The organism is Pseudomonas retamae (genome assembly GCF_043496865.1).
GTDB classification, from domain to species: domain Bacteria; phylum Pseudomonadota; class Gammaproteobacteria; order Pseudomonadales; family Pseudomonadaceae; genus Aquipseudomonas; species Aquipseudomonas retamae.
The window spans coordinates 45,388-58,676 of record NZ_JBIEIL010000002.1; the positions used below are offsets into that span (position 1 = coordinate 45,388).

Annotated in this window: 12 protein-coding genes; 4 read left to right on the forward strand and 8 right to left on the reverse strand. The window is 57.3% G+C overall.

From position 1 onward, the window contains the following. Window positions 1-25 precede the first annotated feature (25 nt). The 4 genes from ACGSLL_RS03310 to ACGSLL_RS03325 all read left to right on the forward strand — a co-directional run bounded on the left by ACGSLL_RS03310 (window position 26) and on the right by ACGSLL_RS03325 (window position 4,776). Window positions 26-1,195: a mandelate racemase/muconate lactonizing enzyme family protein gene (locus tag ACGSLL_RS03310; RefSeq protein WP_394503169.1), complete on the forward strand. Its 1,170-nt coding sequence runs from the start codon at window positions 26-28 to the stop codon at window positions 1,193-1,195. 101 nt (window positions 1,196-1,296) lie between these two features. Next, window positions 1,297-2,604, forward strand: a complete 1,308-nt coding sequence (dctA, locus tag ACGSLL_RS03315; RefSeq protein ID WP_394503171.1) for a C4-dicarboxylate transporter DctA — start codon at window positions 1,297-1,299, stop codon at window positions 2,602-2,604. Between the two features lie 118 nt (window positions 2,605-2,722). Next, window positions 2,723-3,592: an isocitrate lyase/PEP mutase family protein gene (locus ACGSLL_RS03320; protein ID WP_394503173.1), complete on the forward strand. Its 870-nt coding sequence runs from the start codon at window positions 2,723-2,725 to the stop codon at window positions 3,590-3,592. Window positions 3,593-3,963: 371 nt separating this feature from the next. Beyond that, the gene (locus ACGSLL_RS03325) at window positions 3,964-4,776 is read left to right on the forward strand and encodes a DUF1206 domain-containing protein (RefSeq protein ID WP_394503175.1); all 813 of its coding nucleotides are present in this window, start codon (window positions 3,964-3,966) and stop codon (window positions 4,774-4,776) included. A 120-nt stretch (window positions 4,777-4,896) separates the two neighbouring features. Here the strand turns inward: ACGSLL_RS03325 and ACGSLL_RS03330 are convergent, their stop codons facing one another. The 8 genes from ACGSLL_RS03330 to ACGSLL_RS03365 form a co-directional block, all read right to left on the reverse strand. Further along, window positions 4,897-7,287, reverse strand: coding sequence for a TonB-dependent siderophore receptor (locus ACGSLL_RS03330; protein WP_394503177.1), 2,391 nt, complete (start codon window positions 7,285-7,287; stop codon window positions 4,897-4,899). A 118-nt stretch (window positions 7,288-7,405) separates the two neighbouring features. Beyond that, on the reverse strand, window positions 7,406-8,386 hold the full coding sequence (locus tag ACGSLL_RS03335; RefSeq protein WP_394503179.1) for a FecR domain-containing protein: 981 nt from the start codon (window positions 8,384-8,386) through the stop codon (window positions 7,406-7,408). After that, window positions 8,373-8,888 carry a sigma-70 family RNA polymerase sigma factor gene (locus ACGSLL_RS03340; RefSeq protein ID WP_332767240.1) on the reverse strand — a complete coding sequence of 172 codons (516 nt, stop codon included), beginning with the start codon at window positions 8,886-8,888 and terminating at the stop codon, window positions 8,373-8,375. Before ACGSLL_RS03340 ends, ACGSLL_RS03335 begins: the two co-directional genes overlap by 14 nt. Window positions 8,889-9,050: 162 nt before the next feature. Further along, window positions 9,051-9,839, reverse strand: a complete 789-nt coding sequence (locus ACGSLL_RS03345) for an SDR family NAD(P)-dependent oxidoreductase (protein ID WP_394503181.1) — start codon at window positions 9,837-9,839, stop codon at window positions 9,051-9,053. Window positions 9,840-10,393: 554 nt separating this feature from the next. After that, entirely contained in the window at window positions 10,394-10,753 is a 360-nt protein-coding gene (locus tag ACGSLL_RS03350) for a DUF6124 family protein (RefSeq protein ID WP_394503184.1), read from the reverse strand. Window positions 10,754-11,156: 403 nt separating this feature from the next. Then, complete coding sequence (locus ACGSLL_RS03355) at window positions 11,157-11,543, reverse strand: hypothetical protein (RefSeq protein ID WP_394503186.1); 387 nt, start codon at window positions 11,541-11,543, stop codon at window positions 11,157-11,159. A 54-nt stretch (window positions 11,544-11,597) separates the two neighbouring features. After that, entirely contained in the window at window positions 11,598-11,981 is a 384-nt protein-coding gene (locus ACGSLL_RS03360; RefSeq protein ID WP_394503188.1) for a hypothetical protein, read from the reverse strand. Beyond that, a complete protein-coding gene (locus tag ACGSLL_RS03365; protein ID WP_394503190.1) occupies window positions 11,978-13,126 on the reverse strand; it encodes a hypothetical protein in 1,149 nt (382 codons plus the stop codon). The genes ACGSLL_RS03360 and ACGSLL_RS03365 overlap by 4 nt, the downstream gene beginning before the upstream one ends. Between the last annotated feature and the right edge of the window lie 163 nt (window positions 13,127-13,289).

Here is a 13,289-nt window from a genome sequence, read left to right on the forward strand (position 1 = left end):
CCACAAACAACAAGAGGAACCCGTCATGCGTATCGTCGACATCCGTGAAAAAACCGTTTCCATTGCCTCGCCGATTGCCAACGCGTATATCGATTTTTCCAAAATGACCTGCTCGGTCGTCGCGGTTATCACCGATGTGATTCGCGATGGAAAACCGGTCATCGGCTACGGTTTCAACTCCAACGGTCGTTATGGTCAAGGCGCTCTGATGCGTGATCGCTTCCTGGCGCGCATCACCGAAGCTGATCCCGACACACTCGTCGACCACGAAAACAACAACCTCGATCCGTTTGCCATCTGGAAAGCCCTGATGACCAACGAAAAGCCTGGCGGTCACGGCGAGCGCTCGGTTGCGGTGGGCACCATCGACATGGCGGTATGGGATGCCGTCGCCAAGATCGAAGGCAAACCGCTCTATCGTCTGCTCGCCGATCGCTACCGTAACGGCGTGGCGGATGACAAGGTCTGGGTCTACGCAGCAGGCGGCTATTACTACCCAGGCAAAGACCAAACCAAACTCAAAGCGGAAATGCAGAGCTACCTGGATCGTGGCTACGACGTTGTCAAAATGAAGATCGGTGCGGTGCCACTCGACGAAGATATCCGTCGCATCGAAGCGGTACTCGAAGTGGTTGGTGACGGTCGTCGACTGGCAGTCGATGCCAACGGTCGTTTCGATCTGCAGACCGGTATTGCTTACGCCGAAGCCATCAAGAAGTACAACCTGTTCTGGTACGAGGAAGTCGGCGACCCGCTCGACTACGCACTGCAGGCCGAGCTTGCCAATCACTACGAACTGCCCATGGCCACCGGGGAAAACCTGTTTTCCCACCAGGACGCTCGCAACTTGCTGCGTCACGGCGGCATGCGCCCGGATCGCGACTTCCTCCAGTTCGACTGCGCGCTGTCCTATGGGCTCGTGGAGTACATGCGCACCCTGAAAGTGATGGAAGAAATGGGCTGGTCGTCGCGCCGCGTGGTTCCGCACGGTGGTCACCAGATGTCCCTGAACATCGCCGCCGGCCTGCACCTGGGCGGCAATGAATCGTACCCCGACGTGTTCCAGCCTTTCGGCGGCTTCGCCGACGGCATCAAGGTAGAAAACGGTTATGTCGGCCTGCCGGATATTCCAGGTGTCGGCTTCGAAGCCAAATCCGCTTTGTACGCCGTCATGCGCGAACTGGGCGAAGGCTGATCCCGATCGATCTGCGGTTTCTTTAAAGGGGCCGCAGATTCCGGCGTCTTTCGCAGACGCCAAACCACACGCCCATCACAACAATAAAATGAGGTGCTTCCGTGGAAACGTCCAAGTCCCGCTGGTACAGCCAGCTGTATGTGCAAGTGCTGATCGGCATCGTGATCGGTGCCGCGATCGGTTACTTCGTACCCGATATCGGCGCCAAGCTCCAACCCTTTGCCGACGGCTTCATCAAGCTGATCAAAATGCTCTTGGCGCCGATCATCTTCGGTACGGTCGTGGTCGGTATCGCAAAGATGGGCAGTATCAAAGAGGTCGGGCGGATTGGCGTGAAAGCGCTGATCTACTTCGAGATTCTTTCAACCATCGCCCTTGTCGTCGGCCTGATCGTGGTCAACATCGTCAAGCCTGGCGTCGGCATGAACATCAACGTCAGCGCGCTGGATGCCAATGCGATCAGCAAGTACAGCCAGGCCGCGACTGAGCAAGGCGGCACCGTTGAGTTCTTTCTGAACATCATCCCTCACACCTTCCTCGGCGCGTTCTCTAATGGCGTCATGCTGCAGGTCATTCTGCTTTCGGTATTGATGGGTGTGGCGCTGGTTCAGATGGGCGAGACCAGTAAACCCTTGATCAATACCATCGATCTGTTTCTGCAGGGTCTTTTCAGGATCGTGGCGATGGTCATGCGCCTGGCGCCACTGGGTGCCGGTGCTGGCATGGCGTTCACGATCGGCAAATACGGGATTGGCACGCTGCTGTCGCTCGGGCAGTTGTTGGTCGCCCTCTACATCACCACCTTGATTTTCATCGTCGTGGTACTGGGTACGGTGGCCAGATGGTCGGGCATGCCGCTGATGCAGTTTTTGCGCTACTTCAAGGATGAAATTCTCATCACGCTTGGCACCTGCTCAACCGAAGCCGTGTTGCCACGCATGATGGTGAAACTGGAAAAACTTGGCTGCAAAAAATCGGTAGTCGGCATGGTGCTGCCGACGGGGTACACCTTCAACGCAGACGGCACCTGCATCTATCTGACCATGGCCGCCATCTTCATTGCCCAGGCGACCAATACGCCACTGACCTTTATGGATCAGATGATCTTGCTGGGCGTGTTCCTGCTGACCTCAAAGGGCTCGGCCGGGGTGGCGGGCGCAGGCTTTGTAACGCTGGCCGCAACGCTCACCACCATTCACTCCATTCCTCTGGTGGGCCTGGTCTTGCTGCTGGGCATTGACCGGTTCCTCAACGAAGCGCGGGCCGTGACCAACCTGATCGGTAACGGCATCGGCACCATCGCTATTGCCAAGTGGGACAACTCGTTTGATGTCGAGGCGTGCGAGCGTGAAATCGCCGCCATGAAAGACGAGAAAGCGGCCAGGAAGGCATTGCTGGCGCAGAAATAATCTGCAAAGGGACCCGGTCATCTCGCCTTCAACGGTGATGACCGGTAGCGCCTTCCAGGTCTCGTTCAACTCGAATGAGACCTCGCACATTACTGGTAGATATTCGATGGAGCCGAGAATGATTGAGCGATCACATCATCAACTACGCCAGGCGTTTGGTGATCTACTCAGAGGAAACGTCTGCAAGTTTGCTGCTTCAGTATTCGACCCTATCTCGGTTCGCATGGCTTGCGACCTTGGCTTTGAGGTGGCCATTCAAGGAGGTTCGGTTGCCTCGCTTCAGGTACTCGGGGCACCGGACATCGCGCTGCTCACGCTGGATGAATATGTCGAGCAGGTTTCCAGAGTCGGCCGGGCCAGCCAGATCCCGATCATCGCGGATGCTGACCATGGATACGGAAACGCGCTGAATGTCATGCGCACCGTGACCGAGCTGCAGAAAGCCAGTGTCGCGGCCCTGACGCTGGAAGACACTCACCTGCCGGCCAGGTACGACGAGCAATCGCCTGTGCTTATCGAGCGGGAAGAAGCCGCGAGCAAGATTTACGCTGCGCGGTTTGCCCGATCAGATGATGCCCTCAGCATCATCGCCCGAACCAACGTGGCCGTGACCACACTGGAAGATTCCATCGCACGCACCACCGCGTATGAAAAGGCTGGGGCCGACGCGATTTGCCTCGTCGGGGTTAAAGACTTCGAACATCTGGAAGCCCTCACCGCACATCTGAGTGTGCCGATCATGTTGATCAACTATGCAAATCCGGCGCTGAGCGATGTTGAGCGACTGAGTGCTGCCAATGTGCGGGTTGTGGTCAATGGGCATGCCCCGTATCTGGCCGCCATCGAAGCGACGTACGCGGCGTTGCGTGAACAAAGCGGCGCAGAGGGACGCGAGCTCTCGCTTTCTGAGTTGCTTGCTAGATACACACTCTCGGACCATTACCGGGAGTGGGCGAAAACCTATTTGAGGTCGGGTCGTGATTCGTGAGTTTGAAGCCGGTGAACTAAAGTGTCATGGGGCGAGGCTGGAGACATTGTTGCCGCAGATGGACAGCCCCTCACCCTGGCCCTCTCCCCCAGGAGAGGGAACCGATTGGGGAGGATTAGAGGGTTGCGCCGACCTGAACGTGGTTCATTGAACCCAGAGTCGCTGAGCTCACAAAAGCCATAATCACTATGGTCTTGCAGGTCGATGTACCCCTAAAGACACCTCGGTCGGCTCCCTCTCCCTCCGGGAGAGGGCTGGGGTGAGGGCTTGCACGCCACTCGCACCAACGCCAATCAGTTTGATAAACACCAAGTAGAACCCCCGCCAGCAAGAGGGGTCTGCTCTTGTGTACCCTCTCTGGAATACATCGAATGTCCGCGCAACATAGCCTGGTAATACTCGCTCGGGGCGGTTACGCCGCTCGTGGCGTGCTGTATTTGATCATCGGTATCTTCGCCCTGCTGGCAGCACAGGACTCGACAAAACCCAAGGACAGCCACAAAAGCCTGGAGGCACTGCTCAGCCAACCCTTCGGCTATTTCCTGGTGGGGCTTGTGGTAGCAGGCTTGCTCGCCTTCGCAGCCTGGCGCGTCCTGCAAGCGACGCGTGATGTCGATCATCATGGCAAGGACCTCAAAGGCCTGGTCATTCGCGCGGGTCTGTTGGCGGGCGGTATGGTCAACGGCGCTTTAGCGATCTTTGCATTGGGTTTGCTCATCAGCGGCATCAAAAGCTCGGGCGATTCCGGTGGGCAGACCAAAGACTGGCTGGCGCATCTGTTGTCCTGGGATCACTCGAATCTTTTGGTGTACCTGATCGCACTCGTTCCGCTGGGGGTGGGTATCGCGCACATCATCAAGGGCTGGAAGGCGACGTTCGAGAAATACTTTGAGGCTGACGAGGAAGTGATGCGGTATGTCCGCCCAGTCTCCAGGTTCGGCCTGATCGCCCGTGGGGTAGTTTTTATCGAGATTGCGGTGCTGCTGGCTGTCAGCGGTTCCACTTATCAAGCGATGGATCCGCCGGGTATGAAAGAGGCTCTGGACGCGCTGCAGAATCTTCCAGCGGGCTGGTTGATCTTGATCATGATGGCGTTGGGGTTGATTGCATTCTCGGTTTACAGCTTTTCTGAAGCGTTCTGGCGAAAGATCAATATGGATGTGCCCGGGGTACCGAGATCGTAGCGCTAACACTACGTCTGCTATCAACGCCCTACTTTCACCCCGCCGATTGATGACCAGGTTGACGGTACCCGCGATAAGCGGGCACCGCTTCCTGGCAAATAAGAAGGCTGAAATGCCCACTTACCAGTTGTAACTCACTTTGGCAGTAATCTCGCGACCTGGGTTGTAGAAGTTCGCTGTGCCGGAACCGACCACGTGCTGCTCATCCAGCAAGTTGCTGACGTTCACCGCCAGGTCGGTACCCTTGGCGATCTTGTAGTTGAAGGCAGCGTCGAACAGCGTGGTGCCATCGCTTTTGCCGGAGTTGGCGGCATCGAAGTAATAAGAGCCGACGTAGCGCGCACCCAAACCAACGCTGACATCCGTGCCGGGCAGGTCGTAATAACTCCAGAGCGAAGCGGAATGCTTGGGTGCCGTGGCGAACTCGTTACCCTTCAGCGAACTGCCGTCGTACAACGAACCGCGCAGTACCTCGGATTCCATATAGGAATAGCCACCGATCAGGCTGAGGTTCTGCGTCACCTGCGCCTTGGCCTCCAGATCGAGGCCACGTGCACGCGACTCGCCCACCGTTTGTTGCTCGATGATGCCGCTCGGCAGCACCACGGCGATGGTGACGTTTTCCTGGGTCAGGTCATAAACGGCGGCGGAGAACAGTGCGTCCATCCCCATCGGCGCATACTTCACGCCCACTTCATACTGCCGGCCCGTCTGCGGGGTGACACCAACTTGCGGCGGCGAGACGGATTCCACCATGCTCACATAAGTGGACACTTCGTCGTTGACGATGTAAGTCAACGCACCGCGGTAAGAGGTTTCGGAGAAGGTGTCTTTCTCGTTCGACTGCAAGCCTTTGCTGGTCAGGTCCATCGAGTCGTTGCGCACACCCCCGGTGACGATGAAACGCTCGTAGAACGACAGGTTCTGTTGAAGGAATACCGCCTTGGTGGTCGCGTCTCGCTTGTTCACGGCATACGGCGCGATCGAGCGCGAAACGCCGGTAAACACGGGATTGGCAATATCAATCGGAGTCGTCAGGGCATAGACCGAGCTTTCCTTGGTGGTTGAATCGAGATATTCCACACCCACCAGACTGCTGCTGTCGATGTTCTCGAAGCGCGCATCGTATTGCAGCATCAGATTGCCGTTGAACTGGTCGGCCTCGGTGTCTGTGCCGAACAGATAGCGGTCGACGGTCGTACCGACACGTGCGGCGCTGTCGCTTAAGTAAACGTAGCCAAAATCATCGGTCAACTTGCTGTAACGCAGGTTGCTGCGCAGCACGAAGCCGTTGTCGAAATCATGGGTGACGTTACCGCTGAGACTGGTGCGCTCGACATCGTGGAAGTTGTAGCTCGGCTCACCATAAAACTTGCTGCGGTCGTATTCCTTGTCCAGCGGATAACCGCCACTGTTGGGCGAACTTTCGGTTTTCAGGTAATCCAGAATCACCGTCGCCGACGTGTAATCCGACGGAGCCCAGGTCAGGCCACCCATAAACAACTGGTTGTCGTCCTGTGAGTGATCGTACTCGCGGTCGCTGTTCTGGCCTTTGGCAGTAAAGCGGCCAGCCAGGGTTTTCTCGTTGTTCAGCGCATCCCCTACATCGATGCCGGTCTCGACATGGTCAAACGAACCGTAAGTCACATAGCCTTGGCCAAACTTCTCGAAGCGCGGCTGTTTGGTCACGAAGTTCACCGAACCGCCGGGGTCTGCAGGGCCAAACAGGGTGGAGTTGGCGCCGCGCAGAATCTCGATGCGCTCATAGGCGAATGGATCTTCGCGCACGCCGCGCATCGAACTCAGGGTCAAGCCGTCACGGTAGGTAGTGGCCTGGAAGCCGCGGATCTGGAAATAGTCGTTGCGGTCATCCGTGCCATAAAAGTCACTGACCACGCCCGGCGTGTATTGCAGCGCCTCTTCGGTGGTGCTGACGCTGCGTTGCTGCATTTCCTTGTTGGTCACCACCGACACCGACGCCGGTGTGTTGAGAATGCTGGTCGCCACCTTGCCGCCCACCCAGAGTTCCTTGGCGACCACCGAGTTGGTGTCGTCATCGGCACTGACCCGAACCTTGGCATTGATGATGAGAGGCGCAAGGCGGTAGTCCTCGACATCCGTTGCGTCGAGCTCCAGCGGGCCGGCGGGCTTTGCCTGAGGGACCAACTGGTAAGCATTCGGGCCTTGCTGTTCGGTTTGCAATCCGCTGCCCTGCAGCAACGATGCCAGCGCTGCCGACGTATCGAGCGTGCCATTCACGCCAGCCGTGGTGCGGTTCGCGACACTCGACGCATCGAATGAAAGACTGATGCCCGCCTCGCGCGCAAAGCGATCAAGCGCCGGCGCCAGTGGGCCCGCAGCGATGTTCCACGGTTTGACTTGATTGCTCGGGTCAGCGCTCGAGGTTTGCGCCAGCGACGGCAATGCGTAGCTGCTGACGATCAAACCCAAAATCGCCGCGTGCAACGCGCGATTCAATGGATGGCGCTGTGAAACCGGGGACGAACTCATTTTCTCGCTCCAAGAAAGGACATCGACAGACTGGCCTGTATTCCGGCCTTCCAAAGAGGTCGAACGAGAATGAGAAACCACCTCATTATTTTTCACGCAGTGTGAAGTTTTGTTGAATTCAGCTGGCAGCGGTCAGGGTCACCCAATAACGGGTTCGATAATCGACGTGCAAATGCAGTGATTGCGCGATCAACGCCAGGACCTGATCGTTGTCGGCAAGCTGGAAGGTCCCGGACACGCGACGGTCCGCGACCTCTTCGCTGCAGCGCAACACCCCGGGGCGATAACGCGACAACTCCGCAATGAAATCACCGAGGCGCATGTTGCGCGCACTGATCACCCCGTCCCCCCAGCTCCAGGGATCAAGGCCCTGGTCGCTGAACGTTCGCACGCCACTGGCTGTGAACAGCAGCTGATCACCTGCCTGCACGCTGCGGCTTGCCGGCGTTTGACGGGCGCCGGGGAACAACGTGACGGCCCCTTCCTGAGCCGCGACCAGCGTGCCATCGTCACGCTCGCGGACCAGAAAGCGCGAACCGTGGGCCTGCATGAGGCCGTCGCGTGATTGCACCCAGAACGGCCGCACCGGATGCGAGTGCGGGTCCGCGCCGACATTCACAATGATTTCACCCCGTCGCAGGATGATCAGGCGTCGCTGGGCGTCGAACTCGCTGTCGACCGCGCTATCGCTGTTGAGCTGGACAAGGCTGCCATCATCAAGCTGGAAGCGGCGTCGCTCGCCGGTGCTGCTGCGTTGCTGCGCAAGCATGGCGGGGACCGGCGTGTAGTCCCGGCCGAGCCAGGCTGCCGTGCCAACAGTCGCCAACACGCCCAGCAGCTTCAGGCTTTCGCGCCGGCGCATTCCCTGACGGCTGCCAGCAAGGGTTTGTCGGGCCAGTTGCGCGGGCACGCCTTCGAAGTCATCGCCAAGGGTTTCCACACGCTGCCACGCCAACCCATGCTCCGGGCGCTGCTGCAGCCAGTGTTCAAAGTTGCGCTGTGTCTGTTCATCGGCTTGATTGAAGCGAACGCGCACCAGCCATTGGATCGCCTGCTCGACAATGGCCGGATCGAGCGCCTGCGGCTCAGGCCTCGACATAACGCAAGCGATAGCAATGTTGCAGGGCCGTGGCCAGATCGCGCTCCACCGTCGCACGGGAAACACCGAGCTTTTCGGCTATTTGCGCGCAGGTCAGACCGTCGAGCCGGGCAAACAAGAACGCCTGGCGAACCCGTGGTTTAAGCGTACCGAGCATGCGGTCTATACGCTCGAGCGCATCCAGAATCACCAGCCGGCTCTCTTCCGAGGGCACCTCGTGGGGCGGCAGCAACATGACGCTTTCCAGATAGGCACGTTCGAGCTCGCGACGACGATACTGATCAATCATCAGTCCGCGGGCGATACTGCTCAGATAAGCGCGTGGCTCGCGCAAAGGGCTGGATTGACGGGATTTGAGCAGACGCACAAAGGTGTCCTGCGCCAGATCGGCAGCGTTATCGCGACATCCAGTGCGCCGGATCAGCCAGCCCTGTAACCACGAATGGTGGGTGCGATAGAGCAGCCCTAGATCAGCAGTGCCTAGTGTTTCGTCGCTGCGCATCGGAATCCCGGCGAATACATGATTGATAATGAATCGCATTCTACTCACGGGATGAGGACTTAGGCAAATACCCCTTTCCGCCCACTCAAACCAAACTGAAAACCTCCCAGGATGTTGACGGCGGCCATCGTGTGGATTGACGCGCCGTCAGCAGAATCAATCTCAGACGATGCTGTCGATCACCCCGCCGTCGACGCGCAACGCTGCACCGGTGGTGGCGGACGCCTGTTCGGAGCTGACGTAGATGATCATGTTGGCGACCTCCTCAACGCTGGCGGCACGCTGGATGATCGAGGAACTGCGGTGGGCGTTGACGAAATCGGCGGCGACCTTCTCCAGGCTTTCGCCGGAGCTTTCGACGGTGGAGCTGAGCATTTGCGCCACGCCTTCGGACAAGGTCGGCCCGGGCAGCACGGCATTGACCGTCACCCCAGTGCCCGCCAGACGCTTGGCAAGGCCGCGCGACACAGCGAGTTGCGCGGTTTTGCTGAAGCCGTAATGGATCATGTCAGCCGGAATATTCACCGCCGACTCCGACGAGATAAACACGATCCGCCCCCACTTGCGCTCCACCATGCCCTGCGCATAGGCGCGTGACAGGCGCACGCCGGACATGACGTTGATGTCGAAAAAGCGTTGCCACTCGCTGTCCGGTATCTCGAAGAAATCCTGCGGATTGAACACGCCCAGATTGTTGATGACGACGTCGAAAGCACTGTGCTCCGCGACCAGTTTGTCGACCCCAGCCTCACTGCCCAGATCACCAGCAAAACCGATGGCCTTGCCGGCCAGCTCGCCCAGCCGTTGCAAAGCGCCGTCGACGCTCTCCTGGCTGCGACCGTTGATCACCACCTGCGCCCCCGCTTGCAAAAAGCCCTTGGCCGTCGCAAAACCGATGCCGCTGGTGGAACCCGAAACCAAAACCTTACGTCCGGTGAAATCAATGTTCATGATGACCTCGCAATGGGGTGAATGGCTGGATGTTGCAGTGTTTGTAGCGCTTTGATAGTCCGCTTGGATTAGAGATGACTTTTGGCGTTTGTCGAATGATCGTCGGTGCGTCGCTCCTGAAGATTAATAGCTAATGGACACAGGGGTAAGCGCACAACTGGTGTGTCGAAAATGCCGAGCGTCATAGCGACGCATTTGATTACGATTATTGGGGTTGGATGCCGAAAAAATAAATCAGTCCCCATCTCGCTAAAGTCAGGACGCCGCCCTTGACCAGGCTGGAGACTTTGACACGAACGGACAGCCCCTCACCCTAGCCCTCTCGCCCAGGAGAGGGAACCGATTCGGGGATATTCGAGAGTGACGGCGGCCTTTACGTAACGCTTCGAATCCAGAATCGCCGAAACTCACAAAGCCATAATCGTTGAAGTCTTACAGGTCGATGTATCACGAAAGACACCTCGGTCGGCCCCCTCTCCCTCCGGGAGAGGGCTGGGTGGGCCGCGCTTGTTCACGACCCCCAAGTCATCCCCCAGCCAACTGCGGCACTTACATCACTCCGGCAACTGCAAATTATCCAAAGTCCGATTCACCGCCAGCTCCCCGAGCATGATCAACTGCGAAATCCCCAACAACGCCCGCCGCTGCGACGCCGGCAACAGACTGGCGACGTTCTGCGCGAGGGTTTGGGCCGAAGCGAGCGTTTCACTGGCATCGATGAGCAGTTCTTCGTTTTTGTTGTCCGCGGTTACCGCATACATCCCACGGTGTTTACGCGGCGGCGGCGTGGAACCGGGCTGACAGAGGTAATGGTCGAGCGCACGGTCGGCGGCTTCGTGAAGTTTTTTGGAGTGGGTGGATTCGTAGGGGGATGTGGGGTTGGATTCGGGTGGGTTGGGGGTTGGTTTGATCATAGTAAAGCTCCCTGATTATTGGAGCCGCCACATTTCGCTGCGAAACGAATGGAGGTGGCAGCTGTACGCAGGTTCGCAGACCGGGAATCAAGGAACCCGGCATACCCGAAGGTATCCCGCGCACAGCCGCCATAAGCACCATTACCAAATTTTTGATGGCAACAATCTGGAGCGCTGTGCGCCTTGATTAACCGGGCTGCGAAACCCGATCGCTGATTCGTCAGCGACCGGACCACAATAGAACCCGACCCAAAAGCGCACAAGCCGGCGGATTCTGGCGTAGCTGTAGGCAAAGGCGCAAGGAGGTGTAGCCAGGGAGAGTGTTTGGAGATGTCTTTTTAAACGTTGGTGTTTAACGAGGTCATGCCGGTGCCAACCGTACGATTTGCGAGGTGCCGCAGTCCTATAGGAAGCCAGATTTAATAGCTATCCCAAAGCTGATCATGACCAGTAACAGCCCAATCACGCTCCATTGCAGCACTGCCAGCTTACGTTTGAGGGGCGCCGGGAAGCGTGCCAAATCCTCTGAATTCAGCTCGCCCCTTTTCAAGTGAAACTTAGGGAACGTCAGGAGTCCCGAGATACCACCTACGAGCAGAAGCTTTCCCCAAGGCCCACCATGCTGAAGCGGAGCGCGCGACCTGATGGCTGGGCAATTCTTCAGGTGATCCAACATTAAATCCATCTTCGAATACGCCAAGTGCAAACAGACACCTATCCAAAGAATGAGCCCCGCCAGATCAATCACAGCGATGGATAAAAGGACTTTCTCTGCAGTGTTCAAACTCATTTGCCTGTTGCCTCTGCGCGCTTACAAACGGGGCTCAGCAGACCTTTGATCGGGTCACTTTAGTACCCCTGATTTTCCCACTGCGACCAGCACAACCATCGAAGAGAGCAACGCTAATGCGCTCCATTGCATCAGAACAAGCTTCTGCTTAAGCGCAGAAGGGAAATTTTTCGCATCGTCGGTGCTAAGCGTTCCGCGCCTGATATAAAAATTGGTGAACGTAACGAGACCAGAGGCACCACCGACTAAAAGTAACCGCCCCCACGCACCTCCGTGCTTCAGCGCTGCCAACCTGATGCCGGCAGAGCTGTTTTTGAGGTGTTCAAGAATCACATCCATTTTGTTGTGTGCAATGTAGAGAGCAATCCCGATCCAGATGATCATTGAGATAATCACTACGCCACACAACCCTCCGACTATCAGTTCAGCGGTATTCATTTAGTTACCTCGTAAATCACTTCGCCGAACATTTCGCCACCGGCCCCTCCTATCGCCCCGCCAGCGTAGGAGCCTGCCGCTACAACTACCACGCCGCAAGCGAGGGTTCCCAACCCACCAGTAGGCACGCCAAGCCCGACACAGATCGCACCGACCGCCGGACCTGTAAGTGCCGCACCTGTCATAGCTCCACCGGCGACACCACCAATAAAACTACCACCCTCGGTATATTTAATCTTTTCGCAGGCATCTTTATTCCCAGCCGCACAGACTTCCTGAACCTTCAGGTAAGACGCACCGCCCCCAACTGCTGTACCCACCCAGCCGCCATACTTCACAACCTTGGCGGCTCTGGCGACACCGTCCGCATGAGTGGCATAACCGGGAATCTGTCCCGGAGCGCCAGCCAGGCCCCAATGATGCACCAAGCTTTTGCTTGAGATGCCCAAGGCTGACTTCAGGCTTGGATGATCAGGGAAGCCGATGCCTTTTTTGGTTAACCCGTTGAGCTGTCTATTGAGCTTCGCAAAAAGTCGTGCGCGCTCATCAAAAAACTCTGAGCTCCGTAAGTGACCGTCACGCTGAAAGCTTTTCTGGTGCAGAGTCTCGATTTCTTTCAGAGAGGTTTTCACGTCATCCAGGTTCTTGGCGAAGATCGACTCGCCAACGCCTATTGATGTTGATCCTTGCGAAAGCATGGATTCTATCTCGCTGCGATGGCGAACCATGAAGCTGGCTTCTTCGTCGGTCATGGGCTTGAGTGCCGCATCGACTTTTCGAGCCGCGTCCATGAGCAAGGCTTCTTCACGTGTGCACTGAGGATTATTCGGATCACTCAACACGATGAGTTGACCGGGTTTGGCATAACCGGAGACGTGAGGATTGAGGCGCGCAAACTTTTCAAGCGCTGCACTATCCGGCTTATCGAACAGTGCCATCTCTAACGCAGAGCGCGGCATGGCTTGTTGAACGATATAAAACCCCGGCTCCGCTGGCGCCTTTGAAGCAGCCGGTTTTTCCGCTGGCGCCACAGGATATTGTGCCCAGTACTTGGCGTGCAGATCGACCGGCTCTACGCCACGGTAGATCTTTTTTCGTGGTGGGTTAGGTAGTGCAGGCCTTGGCACATTTCCATATTCACTCATGACTCATCCTTGTTCATTTCGGTAATCCCTACTTGAGCTTCGACAGGCTGAGGCTATCGAAACACCGACGTGCTGGCTGTAGGACAAAGCCTAAATTGCCGTACCCGAACGACTGATTCCTGTCATGTGCCGGGTGCGGAGGATAGCTGGTGATGGAAGTTGG

Bases quoted from the DNA above. Each gene is read 5' to 3' on its own strand.
- ACGSLL_RS03310 (WP_394503169.1), top strand. From the start codon at position 26: ATGCGTATCGTCGACATCCGTGAAAAAACCGTTTCCATTGCCTCGCCG.
- ACGSLL_RS03320 (WP_394503173.1), top strand. From the start codon at position 2,723: ATGATTGAGCGATCACATCATCAACTACGCCAGGCGTTTGGTGATCTA.
- ACGSLL_RS03325 (WP_394503175.1), top strand. From the start codon at position 3,964: ATGTCCGCGCAACATAGCCTGGTAATACTCGCTCGGGGCGGTTACGCC.
- ACGSLL_RS03330 (WP_394503177.1), bottom strand. From the start codon at position 7,287: ATGAGTTCGTCCCCGGTTTCACAGCGCCATCCATTGAATCGCGCGTTG.
- ACGSLL_RS03335 (WP_394503179.1), bottom strand. From the start codon at position 8,386: ATGTCGAGGCCTGAGCCGCAGGCGCTCGATCCGGCCATTGTCGAGCAG.
- ACGSLL_RS03340 (WP_332767240.1), bottom strand. From the start codon at position 8,888: ATGCGCAGCGACGAAACACTAGGCACTGCTGATCTAGGGCTGCTCTAT.
- ACGSLL_RS03345 (WP_394503181.1), bottom strand. From the start codon at position 9,839: ATGAACATTGATTTCACCGGACGTAAGGTTTTGGTTTCGGGTTCCACC.
- ACGSLL_RS03350 (WP_394503184.1), bottom strand. From the start codon at position 10,753: ATGATCAAACCAACCCCCAACCCACCCGAATCCAACCCCACATCCCCC.
- ACGSLL_RS03355 (WP_394503186.1), bottom strand. From the start codon at position 11,543: ATGAGTTTGAACACTGCAGAGAAAGTCCTTTTATCCATCGCTGTGATT.
- ACGSLL_RS03360 (WP_394503188.1), bottom strand. From the start codon at position 11,981: ATGAATACCGCTGAACTGATAGTCGGAGGGTTGTGTGGCGTAGTGATT.
- ACGSLL_RS03365 (WP_394503190.1), bottom strand. From the start codon at position 13,126: ATGAGTGAATATGGAAATGTGCCAAGGCCTGCACTACCTAACCCACCA.